This is a genomic window from Nocardiopsis sp. Huas11 (assembly GCF_003634495.1).
Taxonomy (GTDB): Bacteria; Actinomycetota; Actinomycetes; order Streptosporangiales; family Streptosporangiaceae; genus Nocardiopsis.
Genome location: NZ_RBKY01000001.1, coordinates 948,036 through 971,183, shown reverse-complemented (window position 1 = coordinate 971,183; position 23,148 = coordinate 948,036). Strand labels below are relative to the sequence as shown.

Annotated in this window: 20 protein-coding genes and 1 pseudogene; 10 read left to right on the top strand and 11 right to left on the bottom strand. The window is 71.3% G+C overall.

Translation table 11 applies throughout. The annotated features are described in order from the left end of the window. Window positions 1-24 precede the first annotated feature (24 nt). Both DFP74_RS04275 and DFP74_RS04270 read right to left on the bottom strand, forming a co-directional pair. Window positions 25-204: a DUF6104 family protein gene (locus DFP74_RS04275; RefSeq protein ID WP_121180506.1), complete on the bottom strand. Its 180-nt coding sequence runs from the start codon at window positions 202-204 to the stop codon at window positions 25-27. Window positions 205-207: 3 nt separating this feature from the next. Next, window positions 208-3,837, bottom strand: coding sequence for a multifunctional oxoglutarate decarboxylase/oxoglutarate dehydrogenase thiamine pyrophosphate-binding subunit/dihydrolipoyllysine-residue succinyltransferase subunit (locus DFP74_RS04270; RefSeq protein ID WP_121180505.1), 3,630 nt, complete (start codon window positions 3,835-3,837; stop codon window positions 208-210). A 712-nt stretch (window positions 3,838-4,549) separates the two neighbouring features. Between DFP74_RS04270 and DFP74_RS04265 the strand changes: the two genes are divergently transcribed. Then, window positions 4,550-4,924: a BlaI/MecI/CopY family transcriptional regulator gene (locus DFP74_RS04265; RefSeq protein ID WP_121180504.1), complete on the top strand. Its 375-nt coding sequence runs from the start codon at window positions 4,550-4,552 to the stop codon at window positions 4,922-4,924. Between the two features lie 3 nt (window positions 4,925-4,927). Here DFP74_RS04265 and DFP74_RS04260 read toward each other — a convergent pair. Next, window positions 4,928-6,147 (bottom strand): annotated as a pseudogene (locus tag DFP74_RS04260) (MFS transporter). A 172-nt stretch (window positions 6,148-6,319) separates the two neighbouring features. Here DFP74_RS04260 and DFP74_RS04255 point away from each other — a divergent pair. After that, window positions 6,320-6,826, top strand: a complete 507-nt coding sequence (locus DFP74_RS04255) for a DUF3592 domain-containing protein (protein WP_147453819.1) — start codon at window positions 6,320-6,322, stop codon at window positions 6,824-6,826. Between the two features lie 9 nt (window positions 6,827-6,835). Here DFP74_RS04255 and DFP74_RS04250 read toward each other — a convergent pair whose 3' ends face one another. Beyond that, a complete protein-coding gene (locus DFP74_RS04250) occupies window positions 6,836-7,921 on the bottom strand; it encodes a suppressor of fused domain protein (RefSeq protein WP_121180502.1) in 1,086 nt (361 codons plus the stop codon). 175 nt (window positions 7,922-8,096) lie between these two features. Here DFP74_RS04250 and rlmN point away from each other — a divergent pair, with 175 nt between their 5' ends. The 3 genes from rlmN (at window position 8,097) to DFP74_RS04235 (ending at window position 9,982) form a co-directional block, all read left to right on the top strand. Further along, a complete protein-coding gene (gene rlmN / locus DFP74_RS04245) occupies window positions 8,097-9,194 on the top strand; it encodes a 23S rRNA (adenine(2503)-C(2))-methyltransferase RlmN (RefSeq protein ID WP_233570797.1) in 1,098 nt (365 codons plus the stop codon). Beyond that, complete coding sequence (locus DFP74_RS04240; protein ID WP_121180500.1) at window positions 9,191-9,661, top strand: hypothetical protein; 471 nt, start codon at window positions 9,191-9,193, stop codon at window positions 9,659-9,661. The genes rlmN and DFP74_RS04240 overlap by 4 nt, the downstream gene beginning before the upstream one ends. A gap of 69 nt (window positions 9,662-9,730) precedes the next feature. Further along, entirely contained in the window at window positions 9,731-9,982 is a 252-nt protein-coding gene (locus tag DFP74_RS04235; protein WP_121180499.1) for a transcriptional regulator, read from the top strand. A gap of 19 nt (window positions 9,983-10,001) precedes the next feature. Here the strand turns inward: DFP74_RS04235 and DFP74_RS04230 are convergent, their stop codons facing one another. From DFP74_RS04230 to DFP74_RS04215, 4 genes are all read right to left on the bottom strand, one after another. Next, window positions 10,002-10,838 (bottom strand): alpha/beta hydrolase, encoded by an 837-nt coding sequence (locus DFP74_RS04230; protein ID WP_121180498.1) that lies wholly within the window; start codon window positions 10,836-10,838, stop codon window positions 10,002-10,004. A gap of 120 nt (window positions 10,839-10,958) precedes the next feature. Further along, on the bottom strand, window positions 10,959-12,557 hold the full coding sequence (locus tag DFP74_RS04225; RefSeq protein WP_121180497.1) for an ABC transporter permease: 1,599 nt from the start codon (window positions 12,555-12,557) through the stop codon (window positions 10,959-10,961). Further along, entirely contained in the window at window positions 12,554-13,489 is a 936-nt protein-coding gene (locus tag DFP74_RS04220; protein WP_121180496.1) for an ABC transporter ATP-binding protein, read from the bottom strand. Before DFP74_RS04220 ends, DFP74_RS04225 begins: the two co-directional genes overlap by 4 nt. A 58-nt stretch (window positions 13,490-13,547) precedes the next feature. Beyond that, on the bottom strand, window positions 13,548-14,213 hold the full coding sequence (locus DFP74_RS04215; RefSeq protein ID WP_121180495.1) for a TetR/AcrR family transcriptional regulator: 666 nt from the start codon (window positions 14,211-14,213) through the stop codon (window positions 13,548-13,550). A gap of 106 nt (window positions 14,214-14,319) precedes the next feature. Between DFP74_RS04215 and DFP74_RS04210 the strand changes: the two genes are divergently transcribed. Beyond that, the gene (locus DFP74_RS04210) at window positions 14,320-15,120 is read left to right on the top strand and encodes a carbon-nitrogen hydrolase family protein (RefSeq protein ID WP_121180494.1); all 801 of its coding nucleotides are present in this window, start codon (window positions 14,320-14,322) and stop codon (window positions 15,118-15,120) included. Between the two features lie 246 nt (window positions 15,121-15,366). Beyond that, window positions 15,367-15,612 carry a hypothetical protein gene (locus tag DFP74_RS04205; protein ID WP_121180493.1) on the top strand — a complete coding sequence of 82 codons (246 nt, stop codon included), beginning with the start codon at window positions 15,367-15,369 and terminating at the stop codon, window positions 15,610-15,612. Between the two features lie 244 nt (window positions 15,613-15,856). Here DFP74_RS04205 and DFP74_RS04200 read toward each other — a convergent pair whose 3' ends face one another. After that, a complete protein-coding gene (locus DFP74_RS04200; protein WP_121180492.1) occupies window positions 15,857-17,365 on the bottom strand; it encodes a CoA-acylating methylmalonate-semialdehyde dehydrogenase in 1,509 nt (502 codons plus the stop codon). Window positions 17,366-17,424: 59 nt separating this feature from the next. Then, window positions 17,425-18,711 carry an aspartate aminotransferase family protein gene (locus DFP74_RS04195; protein WP_121180491.1) on the bottom strand — a complete coding sequence of 429 codons (1,287 nt, stop codon included), beginning with the start codon at window positions 18,709-18,711 and terminating at the stop codon, window positions 17,425-17,427. 184 nt (window positions 18,712-18,895) lie between these two features. Between DFP74_RS04195 and DFP74_RS04190 the strand changes: the two genes are divergently transcribed. Further along, complete coding sequence (locus DFP74_RS04190) at window positions 18,896-20,500, top strand: PucR family transcriptional regulator (RefSeq protein ID WP_121188023.1); 1,605 nt, start codon at window positions 18,896-18,898, stop codon at window positions 20,498-20,500. A 154-nt stretch (window positions 20,501-20,654) separates the two neighbouring features. Further along, on the top strand, window positions 20,655-21,143 hold the full coding sequence (locus tag DFP74_RS04185; RefSeq protein ID WP_121180490.1) for an Lrp/AsnC family transcriptional regulator: 489 nt from the start codon (window positions 20,655-20,657) through the stop codon (window positions 21,141-21,143). A gap of 20 nt (window positions 21,144-21,163) precedes the next feature. On the opposite strand, the gene DFP74_RS04180 is transcribed toward DFP74_RS04185, so the two are convergent. Continuing rightward, window positions 21,164-22,093, bottom strand: a complete 930-nt coding sequence (locus tag DFP74_RS04180; protein ID WP_121180489.1) for a LysR family transcriptional regulator — start codon at window positions 22,091-22,093, stop codon at window positions 21,164-21,166. Between the two features lie 72 nt (window positions 22,094-22,165). On the opposite strand from DFP74_RS04180, the gene DFP74_RS04175 reads away from it, so the two are divergent. Then, complete coding sequence (locus tag DFP74_RS04175; RefSeq protein ID WP_121180488.1) at window positions 22,166-23,137, top strand: EamA family transporter; 972 nt, start codon at window positions 22,166-22,168, stop codon at window positions 23,135-23,137. Window positions 23,138-23,148: the final 11 nt, after the last annotated feature.

Here is a 23,148-nt window from a genome sequence, read left to right as displayed (position 1 = left end):
CGGGCCCCTTCCGTCAGGTGCCGCCTACTCCTCGTCCTCGTCGTCCAGCCGTGCCAACCAGGTGGCCAGCCGGTCGACGGGCGTCTCGAACTCGGGGTGCACGTCGGTGAAGGTCCGCAGCTGCTCGGCGAGCCAGCCGAAACTGACCTCCTCCTCGCCGCGGCGCTTCTCCAGCTCCTCGATTCCGCGATCGGTGTAGTACATCGGCTAGTCCGCCGGCGGGAAGACCGTGTCCACCAGGGCGCGCTGCTCGGCCTCGTGCCGCTTGGCCGAACCGGCCGCGGGCGCGGAACCGGCCGGACGCGAGATCCGGGTGAACGGACGGTCGAGCTGCTCGGAGAAGACCAGCGCCACGAACGGCCACGGCCCCATGTTCGCCGGCTCCTCCTGCACCCACAGGACCTCGCCCGCGTTCGGGAAGGACTTGAGCTGCTCGCGGATCTCCTCGATCGGCAGCGGGTAGAGCCGCTCCGTCCGGATGATGGCGGTGTGCTTGTCACCGCTGTTGCGGCGCGCCTCATCCAGGTCGTAGTAGATCTTGCCCGAGCAGAGCACCACCCGGCGGACCTTCTCCGGCGCGATCGAGTCGTCCTTGATCAGCGGCTGGAAGTGGCCCGTCGTGAAGTCCTCGGCCGCCGAGGTGGCCGCCTTCAGACGCAGCAGCTTCTTGGGCGTGAAGACGATCAGCGGACGCTCCAGCGGCGACTTCGCCTGCCAGCGCAGCAGGTGGAAGTAGCTCGCCGGGGTGGTCGGCATCGCGACGGTCATGTTCTCCTGCGCGCACTGCTGCAGGAACCGCTCGATGCGGGCGGACGAGTGGTCCGGCCCCTGGCCCTCGTAGCCGTGCGGCAGCAGCAGGGTCACGCTGGAGCGCTGGCCCCACTTCTGCTCGCCCGCGCTGATGTACTCGTCGATGATGGTCTGCGCGCCGTTGACGAAGTCACCGAACTGCGCCTCCCACATGACCAGCGCCTCGGGGCGGGTCAGCGAGTAGCCGTACTCGAAGCCCAGCGCCGCGTACTCGCTCAGCAGGGAGTCGTGCACGTGGAACCGGGTGGTGCCCGAGTCGAACTGCTTGAGCGGCGTGTGCGTCTCGCCGGTCTCGCGGTCCATCAGCGTGGCGTGCCGCTGACCGAACGTCCCTCGGCGGCTGTCCTGGCCGATCAGCCGCACGGGGTGGTCGTCGAGCAGCAGCGACCCGAAGGCCAGCAGCTCACCGGTCGCCCAGTCGATGGCGTCGTCCTGGACGGTCTGCGCCCTGCGGGAGATCTGCGGCGCCAGCCGCGGGTGCGGCTTGAAGCCCTCCGGCAGCGACACCTGGGTGTCGATGACCCGCTTGACCGTCTCGGTGCTGATGGCGGTCTCGACCTTGGAGTGGTCCAGACGGCCCTCGGTGAACACCTCCGGCTTGATGACGGAGCCGGCCTCGACCGGGTTCTTCTCGACCTCGCGGGTCTCGGTGAAGGCGCGCTCCAACTCGCTCTGGTAGTCGCGCAGCGCCGACTCCGCCTCCTCCACCGTGATGTCGCCGCGGCCGATGAGGGCCTCGGTGAACAGCTTGCGGGTGGAGCGCTTGGCGTCGATGACGTCGTACATCAGCGGCTGGGTGAACGCGGGGTTGTCGCCCTCGTTGTGACCGCGCCGACGGTAGCACACCATGTCGATGACGACGTCCTTGTTGAACGTCTGACGGTAGGCGAAGGCCAGGTGCGCGACCCGGACCACGGCCTCGGGGTCGTCCCCGTTGACGTGGAAGATCGGCGCCTGCACCATCCGCGCGACGTCGGTGGCGTACACGCTGGAACGGCTGTCGGACGGCGAGGTGGTGAAGCCCACCTGGTTGTTGACGATGACGTGCACCGTGCCGCCGGTCCGGTAACCGCGCAGCTGGGACAGGTTCAGCGTCTCGGCGACCACGCCCTGACCGGCGAACGCGGCGTCGCCGTGGATCAGGATGGGCAGGACCGTGAAGCCCTGCGGGCCCTTGTTGAGCAGGTCCTGCTTGGCGCGGACGATGCCCTCGGCGACCGGGTTGACGGTCTCCAGGTGCGACGGGTTGGCCGCCAGCGAGATGTGGATCCGGTCGCCCTCGCGCGTTTCGAAGGTGCCCTCGGTGCCCAGGTGGTACTTGACGTCACCGGAGCCGTGCGCGCTGCGGGGGTCGAGGTTGCCCTCGAACTCACCGAAGATCTGCCCGTAGGACTTGCCGCAGATGTTGGCCAGCACGTTGAGCCGGCCGCGGTGGGCCATGCCGATGACGGCCTCGTCCAGGTCGGCCTTGGCCGCCTTGGAGATCACACCGTCCAGCAGCGGGATCAGGGACTCGCCGCCCTCCAGCGAGAAGCGCTTCTGGCCGACGTACTTCGTCTGCAGGAAGGTCTCGAAGGCCTCGGCGCTGTTGAGCCGGTGCAGGATGTGCAGCTGCTCGTCGCGGTCGAGCTTCTCGTGCTCGCGCTCGACGTGCGACTGGATCCACTCCCGCTCCTCCGGGCTCTGCATGTGCATGTACTCGATACCCACCGTGCGGCAGTAGGTGTCGCGCAGCACGCCCAGGATGTCCCGGAGCTTCATGACCTGCTTGCCGCCGAAGCCGCCGGTCGGGAAGGAGCGGTCCAGGTCCCACAGGGTGAGACCGTGCTCCAGCACGTCCAGGTCGGGGTGGCGGCGCTGCTCGTGGTCGAGCGGGTTGGTGTCGGCCATGAGGTGGCCGCGCACGCGGTAGGCGTGGATCAGCTCCTGGACCCGGGTGGTCTTGTCGAGCTGGGTGGCCGTGTTGACGCGGATGTCCTGGACCCAGCGCACCGGCTCGTAGGGGATGCGCAGCGAACGGAAGATCTCGTCGTAGAAACCGTCGTCGCCGAGCAGCAGCTGGTGGATCCGCTTGAGGAACTCACCGGACTGCGCGCCCTGGATGATGCGGTGGTCGTAGGTGGACGTCAGCGTCATGACCTTGCTGATGCCCAGGTCGGCCAGGGTGTCCTGGCTGGCGCCCTGGAACTCGGCCGGGTACTCCATCGCGCCCACGCCGAGGATGGTGCCCTGCCCGGGCATCAGGCGCGGCACGGAGTGCACGGTGCCGATGCCGCCCGGGTTGGTCAGGCTGATCGTGGTGCCCTGGAAGTCCGTCACGCCCAGCTTGTTGTTGCGGGCCTTGCGGACCAGGTCCTCGTAGCCGCTCCAGAACTCCGTGAAGTCCATCTCGTCGGAGCCCTTGATGGAGGGCACGACCAGCTGACGGGAGCCGTCGGGCTTTTGGAGGTCGATCGCCAGACCGAAGTTCACGTGTTCGGGCTTGGCGACACCGGGCTTGCCGTCGACCTCCACGTAGGAGTGGTTCATCTCGGGCATGGCCTTGAGGGCCTTGACCATGGCGAAGCCGATGAGGTGGGTGAAGGAGACCTTCCCACCGCGCCCGCGCCGGAGATGGTTGTTGATGACGATGCGGTTGTCGAACAGCAGCTTCACCGGCACTGCACGCACGCTCGTCGCGGTCGGCAGCGTCAGGCTCGACTCCATGTTGGTCGCGGTCCGCGCGGGTGCTCCGCGCAGACGCTCCTGCTTGACCTCGAGGGAGTCGTCCTTCTTGGGTGCCGGGGCCGGTGCGGACTTCTTCTTCTGTTCCGGCGCGGCCGGGGCCTTGGGGGTCGTGTCTACCTGCGCCTTCGCAGTGCCCCCACCCCTTCCGCTGGCCGTTTCCGCGGGCTTGTAGTCCGCGAAGAAGTTCCACCAAGCCTTGTCAACCGAATTCGGGTCGGTGAGGTACTTCTGGTAAAGGTCCTCGACCAACCACTCGTTCGGGCCGAAATCTGTCAGGGGTTGAGACGCCTCAGACGACACGGCGGAGATCGCCCACTTCCGCAGCTCGCTTGTGAATGTGTAGGAAGACGGGTGGCTGCTGGCAAGGCGGGCTCAAGAAGAATCGGGAGCGTCCCCACGTCAGTGGAGAGCATCTGACCTGGCCAGCACTCGTCGGGTACCAGGCTACTTGTACCGGCCTCCTGCGGGGGAACACGAGGGTTGATGAAACTAGGAGATAGCTAACAATCTTTCACAGAGCCGTTGCCTGTGCGTGTGGATCTCCTTGCCCAGGGTATCCATCGTGTCGCATTTGTGCTGGTTCCTGAGGGTTCTCGCGTGTGAAAGAGATGGCCGCGACCGGCCACGCCGAGTGTGGCGCGGAACACGTGGAACCGCTCGGGCGGGGGTCGCGTCAGAACGTGTGTGCGAGGCCGGGCAGGACGGCCGGGGGCCCTTCCGCGACATCCAGCGGGGATGGAGGGGTTCCCGGGCCCGGCCTCCAACGCACATCCGCTCCGGCGCACATCCGCTCTCGGCCCCTCGGCGAGCCGCGGCCCCTTCCGCCCCTTCCTGTCGCGCGCCCACGGCCGCGCCCTTTCTCTCCCGTGCGGGCCCCGCCGGTGTGAAAACGCCGGTTCCGGCCACCGCGTGCGGGCGTATCTGTGTCCTCTCCGGGGTTTTCCCACACACGGGGCCCTCCCGTGCCTACGATCGCGATACGAACTCTGGAGACACGGGGAGTGACATCGCCATGAGGGGGCTTGGGGAACTCGAAGCGGCCATCATGGACGCACTGTGGCGGTCCGAGACACCGCTGCCGGTCCGACGGGTACGCGAGACCATGGTCTACGAGCGCGAGATCGCCTACACGACCGTCATGACCGTCGCCAACATCCTCTTCCACAAGGGCCTGGTGGACCGCCGCAAGTCCGGCCGCGCCTGGGTCTACTGGGCCAAGGAGAGCCACGCCGAGTACACGGCCCGGATGATGGACGAGGTGCTCAACGACGGCCCCGATCCCGGAGCGACACTGCGCAGCTTCGTGGAGCGCTTCAGCGACGAGGACGTGGCCCGCTTCCACCGCGTGCTGGACCAGGCCAGGGACGGGCGGGGGATCGCGCGCTGACGGTCACCGGCGCCGCAGCGCGCGTACGCTCGGCGCGCACAGCGCGGCCAGGACCGCCGTCAGCGTCAGGGACGCCAGCAGCACGATCGAGGGCCCCGGCCCCACCGCCGCGGCCAGCGGGGCGACCGCGACCTGGCCCACGGGCATCGCGACGAACGATCCCAGGGCGTCGTAGGAGTACACGCGGGAGAGCTTCTCCGGCGGGATGTTCTCCTGGACCGACACCTCCCACGCGACACTGAACTGCTCCACGGCCACACCGGCGAGGAACATCGCCGCGAACAGCAGCGGCAGGGGCGACGGGCCGGCCAGCGCGAACAGCGGCACGGTCTGCAGCAGGACCAGCGCCGTGCCGAACACCAGCGCGCGCCGCGGCTGCCATCGGGCGGCCGTCACCCCGCCCACCAGCAGGCCCGCGCTGTTGACCGCCATCAGCAGCCCCCACACGGTGCGGCCGAAGGTGTCGTCGGCGATCGCCGGCCCCAGGACCGCGGTGGTGGCCGACCACGACGCGTTGACCACCATGAACGCCAGCACGATGATCCACACCCACGAGCGCGCGGTGAACTCCGTCCACCCCTCGCGCAGTTCGCGCAGGACGTTCCCGCCGCCCGTGGGAGCGGTCGCCGGGATCCGCAGCGCGAGGAAGGCCAGGCCGGCCGCGGCGTACAGGGCGCCGCCGGCCGCGATCGCCCACCCCGAGCCGGCGGTTCCCGCCAGGACGCCGCCTAGGGACATGCCCACGAACATGCCCCCGTGCGTGCCGACGCGCACCACCGCGTTGGCCGGACGCAGCAGAGCCCGGGGCACGGTCGGGGGGGCACCATGGCCGAGGCGGCCGGGAGGTTCACCGCGCTCGCGGCCCCGTTGATCACGGCCAGCAGCATCATCAGCGCGAGCGTGGCGGACCCGGTCAGCAGGGCGAGGGCCAACAGGACTTGGGAGGCGGCCGCGGCCGCGCATCCGCCGCGCAGGACGAGCGAGCGCGAGACACGGTCGGCGATCACCCCGCCCAGGAGCAGCAGGGCGACGTTGGCGACCGACCGCGCGCCCACGACCAGGCCCACGGCGGCCAGGGACCCGGTCACGTCCAGCACCGCGAAGGCCAGGGCGACCGACACCAGGCCGCTGCCCAGGAACATCAGGATCCGGCCCGCCGCCAGAGCCCTGAACGCGCCGTGCCGCAGTGGCGCCGAGACCCCGACCCCCGCGGTCCGGCCCACGCTCTCCCCGACTCCCACCGCGACCCCGACCCCTCCGCCCGCGCACCGACGGGGACACGATTCCGGGCGCCGGTCCGGCCGTCAACGCGTTTTGCGCGCCGGGGCTGTCCGGTCGCCGCGCCGCCGTGCTTTCCTTGTGCGCGACCGGAGGCCGACCAGGGAGGTGCGGGTGGTGGCGGACGCGCCGAAGGGCGAACACGGCGGCTGCCTGAGCGTGCCCAGGGAGGTCCTGGGCGAACTGCTCGGCTACGCCCTGCTCTTCGTCCTGCTGGCCGTGCTCCCGGCGGTCGTGGCCTGGCACGGGGGGCGGCACCTGTGGCGGATCATGCGGCTGCGCCGCTCCGGGCGCCGGGCGACCGGCCGGATCGACCGGGACTTCGTGGCGTGGCGCCCCACCCGGAGCGGCGTCCGCGGCCGGGCCCGGGCGCCGTTCGCCTTCCACACGCCGGAGGGGGAGGAGGTGGCCGCGCGCCAGCGGCTCACCCTCGGCTTCAACGGGCTGCGCGGCGGGGAGTGGGTGGAGATCGCCTACGACCCCCAGGACCCCTCGAACGCCGAGATCGTCGGGGCCCGCTCGCAGATCGCCGCCGCGGCGGTGCTCCTCGTCGGCGGGCTGCTGTTCACCGCCCTCTACCCGCTGGCCGCCCTCGCCCTCGTCGCGGACGCCCTCGGCCGGTGAGGCCGGCGGTCAGCCCAGGACCCAGCTGCGGCCCTCCGCCGCGAGCTTGTCCACGAGCGTGGCGCTGTCGTGCTCCTTGGCGAACAGGTGCTCGGGCCGGGTGATCGGCACGATCCACAGCCAGCGCACCGGGTCGCCCTGGAAGGAGAGCCCGGAGGTGTCCGGCGGCCGGTGCTCGGGCCGGGTGACCAGCGCGGTGGGGTCCTCCAACAGCAGGACGGCGCCCGCGCCGCCGCGCATCGCCCGGTCCTCGGGGTTGTCCAGCCACTTGACCGTGTGCCCGGTCCCGAACCAGGTGACCGCCCGCCAGGGGAAGGCGCCGATCCACCGGAAGATCCGCGCCGCGTGGTGGGCGGGCAGCGTCGTGGCCAGGGCCAGCTCCACCCGCGCGTGCTGGGCGGTGTTGGCCATGTACCGGTCCAGCGTGGGCATCCGCTGTCCGCACATGCCCACCGTCGACAGCACCGTGAACGGCCGCTCCGCCGTGGGCGGGCGCTCCGAGACCCGCAGCAGCGGGGGATGGCCGTCGGAGACGTCCCAGTAGTGTCCGGCCTCGCCCACGCGCCGGTTCAGGTGGCTCAGGACCGTGCGCTGGACGCTGCGCCAGGCACCGGAGGCGCGGCGCCAGTCCCAGTAGGCCTCGGCGTGCACGACCCGGGGCCACAGCTGGCCGCGCACCGAGTCCAGCTCCCAGGCGTAGGCGCTGCGGCCGATCGCCTCGCGGGCGTACCCCGGCAGTCCGCTGTCGGCCTCGGCCCAGCCCGGGATGACCGCCAGGAGCCCTTCCTCGTCGACCAGGGCGACGCCGTCGCCCTCCTCGAACCACACGGCGCGCAGGCACGCGGGATCGAACCGCGGGCGGCCCTGGGGGTGCTTGGTGTAGGCCTCCGGCATGAGGGGGGCCTGGCCGTGGTAGAGGCCGCTCGACTCGCTGGTGCGGGGAGCGCTCTCGTGGTTGGCCAGCCAGACGGGGACGCGGATGCGCCCGCGCGCGTCGAGGAGGTAGGCGGCCGTGGTGTGGGAGTCGCATTCGACGACCACACGGCGGCTCTGATAGGGACTGATCTCGTCGAGCAGGACGTCGATCTCGGTCACCGGCCCTCCCAGACGCCGATCGTCGCCGTACCCGCCGGCGGACCAGTCCGGTCCGTCCGGACGTAGAATCGAAGGTAGTGCCCTCTCCGGCGGAGCCGCACGGCGACCGCGTATAGGTCGTATAACGACCGCCGTTCCACCCCGGGCATCGACCACCGACTCGTTACGGATGCTTATGCCCGCCGAACTCACTTTCGTCGCCCCCCGCCGCGCCAAGCCGCCCCGGCACCTGGCCGACCTCAGCCCCGAGGAGCGTGCCGAGGTCGTCTCCGACCTGGGCGAGAAGCCGTTCCGCGCCAAGCAGCTGGCCAAGCACTACTTCGGCGGCCTGGAGTCGGACACCGCCGCGATGACCGACCTTCCGGCCTCCTCACGCGAACGGCTGGGCGAGGCGCTGCTGCCGACCCTGCTCACACCGGTCCGGCACATCACCTGCGACAACGGCATGACCCGCAAGACCCTGTGGAAGGCCTTCGACGGGGTGATGTTCGAGTCGGTGCTCATGCGCTACCCGGACCGCGTCACCCTGTGCATCTCCTCACAGGCGGGCTGCGGCATGAACTGCCCGTTCTGCGCCACCGGCCAGGCGGGGCTCACCCGCAACCTGTCCACGGGCGAGATCGTCGACCAGGTGGTCGCCAGCGCCCGTGATCTGGCCCGCGGCGAGGTCGCCGGCGGACCGGGGCGGATCAGCAACATCGTCTTCATGGGCATGGGCGAGCCCATGGCCAACTACAAGCGGGTCCTGCAGACGGTCCGGCGGATCACCGACCCGGTGCCCGAGGGCATGGGCATCTCCCAGCGGGGTGTCACGGTGTCCACGGTCGGCCTGGTGCCCGCCATCAACAAGCTCATCGACGAGAAGATGCAGGTGCGCCTGGCGATCTCGCTGCACGCGCCCGACGACGAGCTGCGCGACGAGCTGGTGCCGATCAACACGCGCTGGAAGGTCGACGAGGTCCTGGACGCGGCCTGGCGCTACGCCGGGACCACCGGCCGCCGCGTGTCCATCGAGTACGCGCTGATCAAGGACATCAACGACCAGGCCTGGCGCGCCGACATGCTCGGTGAGCTGCTCAAGGGCCACCTGGTGCACGTCAACCTCATCCCGCTCAACCCCACCCCGGGGTCCAAGTGGACCGCCTCCCGGCCGGAGGACGAGCGCGAGTTCGTTCGGCGGCTGCAGTCCCACGGGGTCTCCGTCACGGTCCGCGACACCCGCGGCCAGGAGATCGACGGGGCCTGCGGCCAGCTCGCCGCGGCCGAGGGGTGATCCAGACCGGGCTGGCCTTTCTGGCCGCCCTGCTCGGCGGACTCGTTCCGGTCGTCAACATCGAGCTGTACCTGGTGGGCGCCGTCGTGGTGGACGACGGCGCCCTCGCCGCGATGGCCGTCGCGGCTGGCCTGGGCCAGACCCTGGGCAAACTGCCGTACTACTACGTGGGCCGGGGCACGATCTCCGCACCCTGGCTGCGTCGCAAGGCCGCCACCCCGGGCCGCTGGGCCGCGCGCGTCGAGAGCTGGCGCGTCAAGGCGCAGGAGCGCCCCCTCTGGGGCCTGGGGCTGGTCGCCCTCAGCTCCTTCGCGAGCGTGCCGCCCTTCGCCGTCATCGTGGTCCTGGCCGGGGTGGTGCGCGTCGACGTGTGGCGGTTCTGCGTGATCACCTTCGTCACCCGCACGGCCAGGTTCCTCATCGTGGTCTACGCGCCCGCCTGGGGCCTGTCCTACCTCCCCGGCTGACCCCGGCCGCACGTCCCGGCTCCGCCCCGGTCCACTCCCCGCCCGATCCTGCCCCTTCCCGTTGTGGGCATGGGGCGGCGGAGCGAGAGCGCGGACTTCCTCTTCCTCCAGCGGATCACCGGCCTGTCCAAGGGCAACCTGTCCAGCCACCTGTCCACACTGGCGGCGGCCGAGGTGGTCGAGGTCCACAAGAGCGGCGACGGTCGGCCGCGCACCACCGTCCGCCTCACCGGCCGCGGCCGGACCCTGGCCGCCGACCACTGGGAGCGGCTGCTGCGCCTGCGCGAGGCCGCCCGGACCTGGACCCCGCCCGAGGCCTGAGCACCCGGCCCGGCCCCGCTCAGAGGGCGTGGTCGGCCAGGCGGACGGTGGCCGCGACCACCTCGGGGCCGTGCGTGAGCGCGGGGTCGTTGTGGCCGGCGTCCGGCACCTCCACCCGCTCGAACAGTCGCGCCGCCGCCGCCGCGACCGCCGCGCTCTGGAGCGGGGGAACGATGCGGTCCTGCGGACCGAACACGACCGTGGCGGGGCGGTCGATCCGACCGATGGTGTCGAGCACCGGATACCGGTCCCACAGCAGGGCGCGGACCGGCAGGAACGGGTAGTGGTGGGCGCCGAGGTCGGCCAGCGACGTGAACGGGGAGCGCAGCAGCAGGGCCGCCGGCGGGCGCTCGGCGGCCAGCGTGGTCGCCACCCCCGTGCCGAGGCTCTCCCCGAAGTAGATGGTCCGCTCCGGCGGGTGGCCGCGTGCGACGAGCAGATCGGAGGCGGCCCGGGCGTCCGCGGCCAGGCCCTCCTCCGAGGGCAGGCCGGGATTGCCGCCGTAGCCCCGGTAGTCGAACAGGAGCACGGTGAAGCCCTCCTCCGCCAGCGCGCGGGCGAGCGGCGCCCGGACGCTCCGGTCACCGGCGTTGCCGTTGGCCACCAGCACGGCCGTGTCCCGGTCGGCGCCGCGCGCGGGGACGAGCCAGGCGTCCAGATCGAGGCCGTCCGACGTTCGCAGGCGCACGTCCCCGGCGCCGTCGAGAACGCTCGCGGCCGAGGGCACGTCACCGCGCGCGGGCAGGTAGACCAGCGAGCGCTGCAGGCTCCACATGCACACCCCCAGGAGCGCGACGACGACGATGACGGCGGTGGCGGGTACGAGCACCCGTCGGAGCCCGCGGTTCGTGGCCATGTCGGCAACCTCCTCCACGGTCGTCTTCCCTGTGGAGGCGGTCCCGATGCCCCGGACCCGGTTCCGAACACGGCGGCGGCGCGCCGCCGGCGGTGCACCGGCGACGCGCCCCCGCGCTCCTCAGACGGTGGCCAGGTCCCGGCGGCGGAACCCGCCCAGGCCCACCGCGCCCGCGGCGGCCGCGGCGCCCAGCACCGCGAGGAAGGGCACCGCGTCGAACTCCTCCAACGGCAGCTGCGACACGATCCCGAACGGGCCGAGGTCGATCATCCAGTCCGGCAGGTCCAGCATCCGGCCGAAGATGGTCATCGTCAGCCCGTACCCGAACCAGGCCCACACCAGGCCCACCAGGCGCGGCGCGACCCCGACGGCCAGGGTGGTCAGCCCGATGAACAGCAGCACCACCGGGAGCTGGGCCGCGGAGCCCTCCAGGACGGTCGCGACCCAGCCGTAGTCGTCCGTCGCGATGCCGGCGCCCAGGCCCATGCCCACACCGCCGAGCAGCGTCATCACCACCGCGGCGATCGTGCTGACCAGCACCGCGGAGCCCAGCCAGCGGATCCGCCCGACCGCCGCCGACAGCGTCAGCTCGGCGCGCCCCGCCGACTCCTCGGCTCTGACCCGCAGCACCGACAGCATCGCGAAGGCCGCCGTGGCCATCACGATGTAGAGCATCAGCATCCCCAGGAACGCGTTGGACATGTTCTCCGCGTCCAGGCCCATCGTCACGACCAGCTCCGGGTTCTGCTCGATCATCACGTCGATCTCGGAGATGAGCGTTCCGAAGGAGAGCGCGAACAGGAACACCGCGACCGCCCACGCGACGATCGAGGTCCGCTGCTGGCGCAGGTGCACGGCGAAGACGCCGTTGAGCAGCGGGCTCGCGTCGGCCGGTCCCGGACGCGCCGCGACCAGTCCGGCGCCGAGGTCGCGCCGGCCCGCCAGGGTGAAGGCCGTCGCGAACAGGACCACGATGACCACCGCGTACAGCGCCAGCGGCCACCACCGCAGGTCGTCGTAGATCCGCGTCTGCTGCGTCCAGGCGAACGGGGAGAACCACGACGGCGCGCTGCCGCCGCGCTCGGCGATGTCGCCGACCACGCGGAACATGAACAGCACCCCCACGACCAGGAACGCCAGTCCGCTGGCGCCGCGGGAGTGCTCCGAGACCTGGGCGCACACGGCGGCGATCGCGCCGAAGGTGATCCCGGCCAGGGCCAGGCCCAGGCCGTAGGCGACGGAGTCCGGGCGGTCCAGGCCGCCGGCGACCAGGCACAGCGTGCTCAGTGCGCCGATGACGGCGTTGACCACGGCGTTGGTCGCCAGAGCCGCCGTCATCTGGGCGCTGGAGCCCATGACGTTGGCGCGCAGGAGTTCGGCGCGGCCGCTCTCCTCCTCGGCCCTGGTGTGCCGGACCACGTGCAGGATGCTCATGATCGCCAGCGCGACCAGCAGGCTCATGGTGAGCTCGTTGGCGATCATCGCGCCGAGCCCGTAGGAGTCCAACCCGTAGCCGGGACCGCCGAAGACGATCCCGGTCGGCGTCTCCATGACCGCCGCGCGCCCCAGGCGCTGCTCCGGGGTCTGGAACATCTCGTCCAGCGTCGGGATGGTCATCGCCAGGGTGCCGACCAGAGCGGCCGTCCAGACGGTCATCCGGATGCGGTCGCGGCGCAGGATGAACCGGATCAGGTGCCCGGTTCCGGCGAACTTCCTCATGCGGCACCGGTCCCGTTCCCGGCCCCGTTGCCGTTGAGCGCGGCCAGCTCGTCGCCGTAGTGGCGCATGAACAGCTCCTCCAGCGAGGGCGGGTTGCTCACCAGGGAGCGCAGGCCAAGCTGGGAGAGCGCCCGGACGGCGCCGTCCAGCTCCGCGTTGTCGACGTCGAAGGTGGCGCTGCGGCCGTCCACCTCCAGCCCGTGCACGCCGGGCATGCCGCGGAGCACGGACGGGTCGCCGTCGGTCGTGGCGCGGACGGAGGAGCGCGTCAGGTGGCGCATCTCGTCCAGGGTCCCGGACTCCACGGCCACGCCCTTGCGGATGATGGTGACCGTGTCGCAGAGCTTCTCGACCTCGGCCAGGATGTGGCTGGACAGGAGCACGGACCGGCCCTGCGCCTTGGCCTCGCGGACGCACTCGGTGAAGACGGACTCCATCAGCGGGTCCAGGCCTGAGGTGGGCTCGTCCAGGATGAGCAGTTCGGCGTTCGAGGCCAGGGCCGCCACCAGGGCGACCTTTTGCCGGTTGCCCTTGGAGTAGGTGCGCGCCTTCTTGCCCGGGTCGAGCTCGAAGCGGGCGAGCAGCTCCTTCTTCCTGGCGGAGTCGACCGTGCCGTGCAGCCGGCCGAGCAGGTCGATGGCCTGGCCGCCGGTCAGGTTCGGCCACAGGGCCACGTCGCCGGGGACGTAGGCCAGGCGGCGGTGCAGGGCCACGGCGTCGGTCCACGGGTCGCCGCCCAGGACACGGGCGGTCCCGCCGTCGGCCCTGAGCAGGCCGAGCAGGACGCGGATGGCGGTGGACTTCCCGGCGCCGTTGGGGCCGAGGAAGCCGGCCACCTGGCCGGTCTCGACGGTGAGGTCGAGCCCGTCGAGGGCCTTGAAGCGGCCGAAGTACTTGTCGAGTCCGCGGACGTCGATGGCGGGTGATGGCATGGGAGATTCCTTCGTGTGACTGGGGGAGGAGGGGACCGTGCTCTGGCCGGTGGAACGTTCAGCGCGACTCCTCCGGCGGGTCGCCGACGTACAGGAGGTAGGCGTCGAGCATCGTGCGCTCGGTGAGCAGGCCCTCGGTGTAGACCTCCAGCGCGGGCAGCATCAGGTCGTGCGCCGAGCGCCTGAGCAGGTCCCGGAAGTCGGTGTCCGGCCCCATGCCCTGCAGGGTGAACAGCATCGTGACCGCGCCCATCCCGTTGGCGGCCAGCCAGCGCGCCCGTGCCTTGGGGTCGCGGCTGGGGCGGATGGTGCCCGCCTCCTCGCCCTTGGCCAGGTACTCCTCGACGTCCTCGACCATGTGCTCGAACAGGGCCACGGCCGTGGGACCGCCGGTCTGGAGCGAGCGGAGCACGTAGCCGAGCAGCCCCGAGTACTCCTCGATCTCGGCCATCTGCTGGAGGAACGTCTGCTGGTCGTGCGAGGTGACCGCCTCGGTCTTGACCTCGCGCACGGCCTGGCGGACGTGCTCGTCACAGGCCTCGCGCAGCCCGGCCTTGGACCCGAAGTGGTGCAGGACCAGGCCGGGGGAGACCCCGGCGCGCTCGGCGATGACCCGGACGGTGACGTCGAAGCCGTGCCGCCCGAAGCACTCGACGGCCGCGTCGCGGATGCGCGCGCGGGCGGTGAGGTCCTCGTCGGGAGGACGCCTCGGTGTTGAACTCATGTTCAACAGATTAAACGCACGTTCAGCTTCCTGGCAAGACGGTCAGCCGTGCCGATCGCCGGGGTCGTACACTCGGGGGACGCCTACCGAGTGAAGGAGTGGTCCGATGGTGCGGGTCGCGGTCGCCCAGTTCGCCCCCGGTCAGGACAAGGACGAGAACCAGCGCTCGGTCGCGGAGCTGGCCGCCCGGGCGGCTGCGGACGGGGCCGACGTGGTCCTGTGTCCGGAGTACGCCATGTTCACCGCGCCGCGGACCGACCACCGCTACGTCGAGGCGGCCGAGCCCCTGGACGGGCCCTTCGTCGCCGCCGCGGCCGAGGCCGCGCGCAAGGAGGGCGTCCACCTGGTCGTCGGGGTGAACGAGGTCGCCGGTCCCACCCACTTCACCAACACCCTGGTGGCCCTCTCCCCGGAGGGCGAGCGGATCGCGCACTACCGCAAGATCCACCTCTACGACGCCTTCGGAGTGCGCGAGTCGGACGTGGTCGCGCCGGGTGCCATCGAGGAGCCGGAGACCTTCACCGTCGACGGGGTCGTGTTCGGCCTGCAGACCTGTTACGACCTGCGCTTCCCCGAGGTCACGCGGCGGATCGCCGACGCCGGCGCGCACGTGGTGCTGCTGGCCGCCCAGTGGGTGCCGGGGCCGCTCAAGGAGGAGCACTGGCGCACGCTCGCCCGTGCCCGCGCGGTGGAGAACACCGTGTACGTGGCGGCGGCGGGACAGGCCGCGCCCTCCGGTGCGGGCAACAGCATGGTGATCGACCCGATGGGCACGCCCCTCGCGGCGCTGGGGGAGCAGGCCTTCGCGGTCGCCGCGGCCGGGGTTTCGGCCGCCCGCGTGGACGAGGTTCGAGTGACCAATCCGAGCCTGTCCCTGCGTCGTTTCGGGGTCGTTCCGCGCGACTAGGCCGAAGGTCCTGAGGTCCATCCCCTGCGGGCTACCGGACGAAGGGTGCCAAAGATCCTTCGTGACCTGGGGTCTTCCCAGGCTTAGTTACTTAGGGTTATGATTGCCCTGCACGGAGTGATTTAGATTGGTCCGGGGCCTTCCGGACGCCCACAGACTTTGATTCACTTGAGAGCCGGTATCTATCGGCCCGCCAGACTGTCCTAAACCACGGGGGGAGCAAGGACATTGCGCGGAACGAGCACGATGTGCCAACCAGACACGCGGCCCGATCACTCGCCTGACCTTCACGTCTACGACCCTGGACTGCTGAGTGCGGCGCAGTGCGAGGGGGACGCCTGCGTCGCCTGCCACACCAAGTGGCCCCGCCCCCGCCGCGTCCTGGGGGTGCTGCCGGACGGAGGGGCCGTCTTCGGCTGTGACGAGTGCGCCCGGATCATCGGCGACGAGCCACGGGTCCACGCCCGCGAGGTGATGGCGGCCGCGCGCTAGCGCGGCCACGGCTACGGTCGCGCTCCGGGTCCAGGGGGAGAATCGGACCCGGAGCGCTTCCGCTGACGCGCCCGCTTCCATGGGGAGGAGGGGAAATGAGCGCGTCTATCCCGGATGGCCTCCGGTCGCCGCCACGGCAGTCGATCACGTGCTGTGAGGAGCGACCGCCACCAACGATACTCCGTGTGGCCCACCACCGACCGTCAGTGAGAGACATCCATCCGTTAATTCCATGAACTTCGGGCTACCCGTTGGTGGGGAAGCCCAGGTTGACGCCGCCTTCGGGCCGCTTGCCCGGGTCGATCCAGCGCGCGGTGACCGCCTTGGTCCGGGTGTAGAAGTGCACACCCTCCGTACCGTGCGCGTGCGAGTCGCCGAAGAGCGACTGCTTCCACCCGCCGAACGAGTAGTAGGCCATCGGCACCGGGATCGGCACGTTGATGCCCACCATGCCGACCTCCACCTCGTTCTGGAACCGGCGGGCCGCGCCACCGTCGTTGGTGAAGATCGCGGTGCCGTTCCCGTAGGGGTTGTCGTTGATCAGCTTCACGGCCTCGTCGTAGTCCCCCACGCGCAGCACGCTCAGCACCGGTCCGAAGATCTCGTCCCGGTAGCAGGACATCTCGGGTCCGACGTGGTCGAGCAGGGTCGGGCCCAGCCAGAACCCGTCCTCCCCGCCGCCCAGCACCGGGTGCACCCGGCCGTCGATCGCCAGGGTCGCGCCCTCGTGCACCCCCGACTCCAGGTACGAGGCGACCTTGTCCCGGTGCTCCCGGGTCACCAGCGGCCCCATCTCGCTGCGGTCGTCGTCGCCGGGGCCCACCCGCAGGCGTGAGACGCGCTCGCGGATCTTCTCGACCAGCTCGTCGGCGACCGAGTCCACGACCGCGATCGCGGAGATGGCCATGCAGCGCTCGCCGGCCGAGCCGAACCCGGCCGAGACCGCGGAGTCGGCCGCCAGGTCCAGGTCGGCGTCGGGCAGCACCACCATGTGGTTCTTGGCCCCGCCCAGCGCCTGCACGCGCTTGCCGTGCTCGGCGGCGGCCCGGTAGATGTACTGCGCGATCGGGGTCGAGCCCACGAAGCTCACCGCCGAGACGTCCGGGTGCTCCAGCAGGGCGTCCACCGCGGCCTTGTCGCCGTGGACCACGTTGAACACGCCGTCGGGGAGTCCCGCCTCGGTCCACAGCTCGGCGATCAGCAGCGACGCGGACGGGTCCTTCTCGCTGGGCTTGAGGACGAAGGTGTTGCCGCAGGCGATCGCCACCGGGAACATCCACATCGGGACCATCGCCGGGAAGTTGAACGGCGTGATGCCGGTGACCACGCCGACCGGCTGCAGGATCGAGTAGGAGTCCACGCCCGTGGACACGTTCTCGGAGAAGCCGCCCTTGAGCAGGTGGGGGATGCCGCAGGCGAAGTCCACGACCTCCAGGCCGCGCGCGACCTCACCCTGGGCGTCGGAGAAGACCTTGCCGTGCTCGGCGCTGACCAGCTCGGCCAACCGGTCCTTGTTCGCGCTGAGCAGCTCGCGGAACCGGAACAGGATCTGCACCCGCTTGGACAGCGAGGTGTCGCGCCAGCCGGGGAAGGCCTCGCGCGCGGAGGCCACCGCGGCGTCGACCTCCTTGGCCCCGGCCAGGTCCACGGTGCCCGTGACCCGTCCCGACGCCGGGTTGTAGATGTCCCCGCGGCGCTCGGCGTCGCCGTCGAAGAGCGCCCCACCGATCCAGTGGGTGACGTGCTTGCTCATACTTCCTCTTCCTGGGTGTAGTCGGACGTGGGGCGGTCGGACCGCCGGGCCGCGGGCGCTCAGGCCTGGGCGGCGACCGCGCGCACGGCGTCCAGGAGGATGTCGCGGCCCTCCGCCGCCTCCTGCGCCGACAGCGTCAGCGGCGGGGCCATGCGGAGCACGTTGCCGTGCACGCCGCCCTTGCCGACCAGCAGCCCGCGCTCGCGGGCCGCCTCCAGTACGCGGCCGGCCAGCGCCGGTGAGGGCGCGCCGGTCGCGGGGTCGACCATCTCCACGGCGAACATCAGGCCCTTGCCGCGCACGTCCTTGACGCTCGGCAGCTCGGTGAGGGCCCGGAGGCCGTCGGTGATCAGAGCGCCCTGGCGCAGCGCGTTGCCCTGCAGGTCGTGCTCCAGGACGTAGTCGAGGGTGGCCCCGGCCGCGGCCATCGACACGGGGTTGCCGCCGAACGTGGCCACGCCCAGCGCGCCCAGGCGGTCCATGAGGTCGCCGCGCGCCACGACGCCGCCGACCGCGTACCCGTTGCCGAGCCCCTTGGCGAAGGTCATGGCGTCGGGCACCACGTCGTGGTTGCCGATCCCGAAGAAGCTCGTGCCGGTGCGGCCCCAGCCGGTCTGCACCTCGTCGGAGACGAAGAGGATCCCGTGCTCGTCCAGGACCTCCTTGTAGCGGGCGTAGAGGCCGTCCGGCGGCATCGCGAACCCGCCCACGCCCTGGATCGGCTCGGCGATCAGGCAGGCCACGTTGGGCGCGGTGGTGTCCAGGACGTCGCGCAGGTCGGCGACGCAGGCCTCGATGTACTCCTGCTCGGACATCCCTCGGAAGGCCGGGGCGGCGTGGTCGGTGCCGTGCAGGTAGTGCACGTTCAGCGGCGACAGGGACGAGTTCTTCCACGCCCGGTTGCCGGTCACCGCGACGGTGCCGAACGAGCGGCCGTGGTAGCTGCCGCGCATCGCCAGCACCTCGTCGCTGCCGCGCGCGAAGGTGGCCAGGAGCAGGGCGGTCTCGTTGGCCTCGGTGCCGGAGTTGGTGAAGAAGACCTTCGCGTCCGGGATACCGGACAGGCGGGCGATCTTCTCGGCGAGCTCGACCTGGTTGCGGATCAGGTACAGGGTGGAGGTGTGGACGACGCCCTTGGCGATCTGGCGCTCCACGGCCTCGCGCACCTCGGCCACGTCGTAGCCGAGCATGTTGGTCACGATGCCGGTGAAGAAGTCGAGGTAGGTGTGGCCGTCGGCGTCCGTGACGCGCGACCCCTTGCCGCTGACGATCTCCAGCGGGGACTCGTAGTACAGGGGCAGCCAGGAGGGCATGACCGCGCGGTGGCGCGAGAGAAGTTCGGACATGACCCCAGTCTCACCCCGCCCCGGGCGCTTGGCCAGCATCAGTGTGTTGACAACATGGTGGCCGGTATTACGGTCTGTAAACCCGGGCCGGCGCGCGTGGAATCGGTGGTCAGAGCGCCTGTCCCGACGGCCAACGTGTAAGGCGATTCGTCCGGGAGGCGACATCCCGTCCTAGAATGTGGGCGTGCTTCCCACTCTCGCCGAGGTCCTGAGCCTGCCGGCCCTCCAACGCGCCCGCCCCCGTGTGGTGGTCGGATCCGAGTACCTCGACGTGGCCGTGCGCTGGGTCCACATCGCCGAGGTCACCGACCTCGCCCACCTGCTGCGCGGCGGCGAACTGGTGCTGAGCACCGGTATCGCGATGCCCGACGACCCCGACGCCCTGCGCCGCTACATCGACGACCTGGCCGCCGCCGGGGTGAGCGGCATCGCGGTCGAGCTCGGCCGCAAGTACCACGCCGAGCTGCCGCCCGCCTTCCTCGACGCCGCCCGGGACGCCCGCGTCCCCGTCATCCAGCTCGACCGCGAGGCCCGGTTCGTCGAGATCACCGAGGCCGTCCACGTCCGCGTGGTCAATCAGCAGCTGGAGGAGCTGCGCGAGTCCGAGAAGCTGCACTCGGTGTTCACGCAGCTGTCCGTCGAGGGCGCCGACACCGCCCAGATCCTGCACGAGGCCGCCCAGCTCTCCGGCTGCCCGGTGGTCCTGGAGAACCTCACCCACCAGGTCCTGGCCTGTGACCTCAACGGCGAGGACCCGGGCACGCTGCTCACCTCGTGGGAGACCCGCTCGCGCGCGATCCGCTCGGGCTCGCGCACCGTCCACAACCCCGCCACCGGCTGGCTGGTCACGATGGTCGGCGCGCGCGGCCAGGACTGGGGGCGCCTCATCCTCATCGCGGGGGCCGCGCCGACCCCGCGCCAGAGCATGCTCATCGAGCGCGCGGCCACCACGCTGGCGCTCGGCCGGCTCCTGGAACGCCACCAGGAGAGCCTGGAGCGCCAGACCCACCGGACGATCATCGCGGGCATCATCGACCGGGCCTACTCCGACCCGGAGGAGGCCCTGGTGCGGGCCCGCGCGGTCGGTGTGCCCCTCAAGGGCCGGGTCCTGGTCGGCCTGGTCCTGCGGCTGCGCGAGAGCGGCACCGGCCTGGCCGCCCAGGCCCGGTTGTCCGACACGGCCGAGGGCGCGGCGCGCGCCTGCCGGGAGCTGCGGCTGCCGGCGCTCGTCGGCTCGCTCGACGACCTGCGGGTGGGCGTCCTGCTGGCGCTGCCGACCAAGCAGCGGCTGGACCCCACCCTGCACATGCTCGCCGACCGCGTCCAGCAGGCGGTCGGCGACACCGCCGTGCTGGCCGTGGGGTCCTCGGCCGAGGACATCCGCGAGGTGCGGCGCTCCTTCCTGGAGGCCCGCCAGGTCGGCGACGTCGCCATCCGCCAGAGCGACCAGCGGCCCTACTACCGGCTGCCCGACCTGCACGTGCGCGGCCTGTTGCACCTGTTCCGCGACGACGAGCGGCTGCAGACCTACGTCGAGCGGGAGCTGGGGCCCCTGCTGGACCACGACGCCCGGCACGCCGGGGACCTCACCGACATGCTGCGGTGCTACCTGGGGGCGGGGCGCAACAAGGCGCTGGCGGCGAGCAGGGCGCACCTGTCGCGGCCCGCCTTCTACGAGCGGCTGCGCCGGATCGCCAACATCCTCGACGCCGACCTGGAGTCGGTGGAGACCTGTCTGTCACTGCACGTGGCGCTGCTGTCGCTGGACTCGGTGCGGGACGAGCGCTGAGCAGGGCCGGGACCCGGTCCGGGACGCTCCCGCCACCGCGCCGAGAACCGTGCAGTAACTTTGATTCCGTTGTCGGTCGCGATCGCGGCGATCTTTTCCACCGCTGTCCGACCCGCGTATTCTCGGATTCCTTCGGAGCCAACGGAGTGCCCTCGTGAGTGAGCAGTCGGATCCGGGTCCCACCCGGCGTAACAACGGCGTCGTGCTCGACGACACGGCCAAACGCATCATCGAGGTGCTCCAGGAGGACGGGCGCCGGTCCTACGCCGCCATCGGCAAGACGGTCGGGCTGTCCGAGGCGGCCGTGCGCCAGCGCGTCCAGCGGCTGCTGGAGGCGGGCGTCGTCCAGGTGGTGGGCGTCACCGATCCCATGATGCTGGGCTTCAGCCGCCAGGCCATGATCGGCGTGCGCACCAACGGCGACCTCAACACCGCCGCCGACGCCATCTCCGACGTCGAGGGCGTGGAGTACGTGGTCATCACCGCGGGCTCCTTCGACCTGCTGGTCGAGGTGGTGGCCGAGGACGATCCCAAGCTGCTGGACATCCTGGCCGCCATCCGGTCGGTGGACTCGGTGGACACCACGGAGACCTTCCTCTACCTCAAGCTGCGCAAGCAGACCTACGCCTGGGGTACGCGCTGAGGTGAGGACCGGCCGGCGGCTCACGCGTGGTGCCGGAAGCGGTCCTCCACCTCCGCGCCCACCCGCTCGAAGGAACGCAGGACCCGTTGGACGGCCAGCCGTTCGGCCTTGTCCGGCCGCAGGACGGCGGAGACGTGCCGGGCGGACGGCAGGCCGGTGAGCGCGCGCAGGACCATGCCCCCGCCGGAGGTCGCGGCGGTCGGCGGCGTGGTGAAGCGCGGCAGGACGGCGATCTGGTCGCCCGACGCCACCAGTGCCTCGATCAGCCGGTTGTCCACGAGCCTTTGGACGACCCGCAGTTCCCGACCGGTGGCCTGTTCGATCATCCGCAGGACCGTGTCGAAGGGGTAGCCCACGGGCACGCCGATCCACTCGCAGTCCACCAGGTCGGCGGGGCTGACCGAGGCGCGGTCGGCGAGCGGGTGGTCCGCGGCCATCGCGATGTCCAGGGGCTCGCGTGCCAGCGGTCGGACGGTCAGTCCCTCGGCGCCGGCCGGCCGGACACTCGTGAGGCTGTGCGCGATCACGATGTCGTGGTCGGCGGCCAGGTCGGCGAACTCGGTCTCGGCCAGGTCGACGTCGGCGCAGCGGAGCGTGATGGCGGTGTCGGCGAGTTCGCGCATCACCTCGGGGAAGAGGAAGGTCGCCGCGCTCGGCAGGGCGGCGACGGCGACCGTGCCGGCCGGTTCACCGCGGAAGGCGTCCCAGTGCGCCCGCGCCCGTTCGACGGCGGTGGCGACGGTCGCGCCGCCCTCGGCGAGGACGCGGCCCGCCTCGGTCAGCCGCAGCCCCCGGCCGGACGGTTCCACCAGCTCGGCGCCGAACTCGCGTTGGGCCGTTTTGAGCTGCTGCGACACCGCCGAGGGGGTCCGGTAGGTCGCCCGTGCCACCGCGGTGACGCTCCCGCGTTCGGCGAGCTCCCGCAGGAGTTCCAGATGTCGGATGTCCATGTAGGCAGCCTACAGAGTGGGTGTTGGAACTATTGATTGTGCTTAAGGGAGATTCCTGCTGACCTAGGACACATGCCGATCCGTCACCGTCTGCTCGCCTTGTCCGTCGCGCTCATGTGGGGCCTGAACTTCATCGCCATCGATGCCTCGCTCGCGCACTTCCCGCCGTTCTTCCTGGTGGCCCTGCGCTTCGCGCTGATCGCCGTTCCCACGGTCCTGTTCGTCCCGTGGCCGAAGGTGCCGGTGCGCTGGCTCGTCGGGTACGGGCTCGGCTTCGGCACCCTGCAGTTCATGTTCCTGTACTGGGGCATGGCCGCCGGGATGCCCGCGGGCCTGGCCTCGCTGGTCCTGCAGGCCTCGGCGCCGTTCACCGTGCTGCTCGGCGCGACGTTCCTGCGCGAACGCCTCAACGGCCGGCAGCTGATCGGCATCGTGGTGGCCGTGTGCGGGATGGCCCTGGTGGGCTGGCAGCGCGCGGAGAACGCCACGGTCATCCCGTTCCTGCTCACCCTCGCGGGGGCGTTCGGGTGGGCGATCGGCAACACCTGCAACCGGCTGGCGAAGCCGGCCGACCCGCTGCGCCTGACCCTGTGGATGTCCGTGGTCCCGCCGCTGCCGATGCTCGCCCTGGCCCTGGCGATCGAGGGGCCCGCGCGGATCGGGGCGTCCCTGACCTCCTTCGACGAACCCGGCGCGCTCGGCGCCCTGGCCGGTCTGGCCTACACCGTGGTGGTCGGCACCGTGCTCGGGTCCGGTGTGTGGACCTGGCTGATGACACGCCACCCGGCGGGCGTGGTGGCCCCGTTCTCGATGCTCGTGCCGGTGGTCGGGATGACCGCCGCGTGGGTCGTCCTGCGCGAGACCGTGAGCCCGGGTGAGCTGATCGGCGGCGCGCTGGTCGTCGGCGGGGTGCTGCTGGGCAGCCTGCCGCCTCGCGCACCACGCGTGCCGGACCCCGGGCCGGTTCCGGCCGGGGCCGCGGCGACGGTGGAACCGTCCCGGAGCGGGAAGGTGGGCGCCTCCCGCCCCGGGACGGTGGAGTGAGGGCGCCAGAA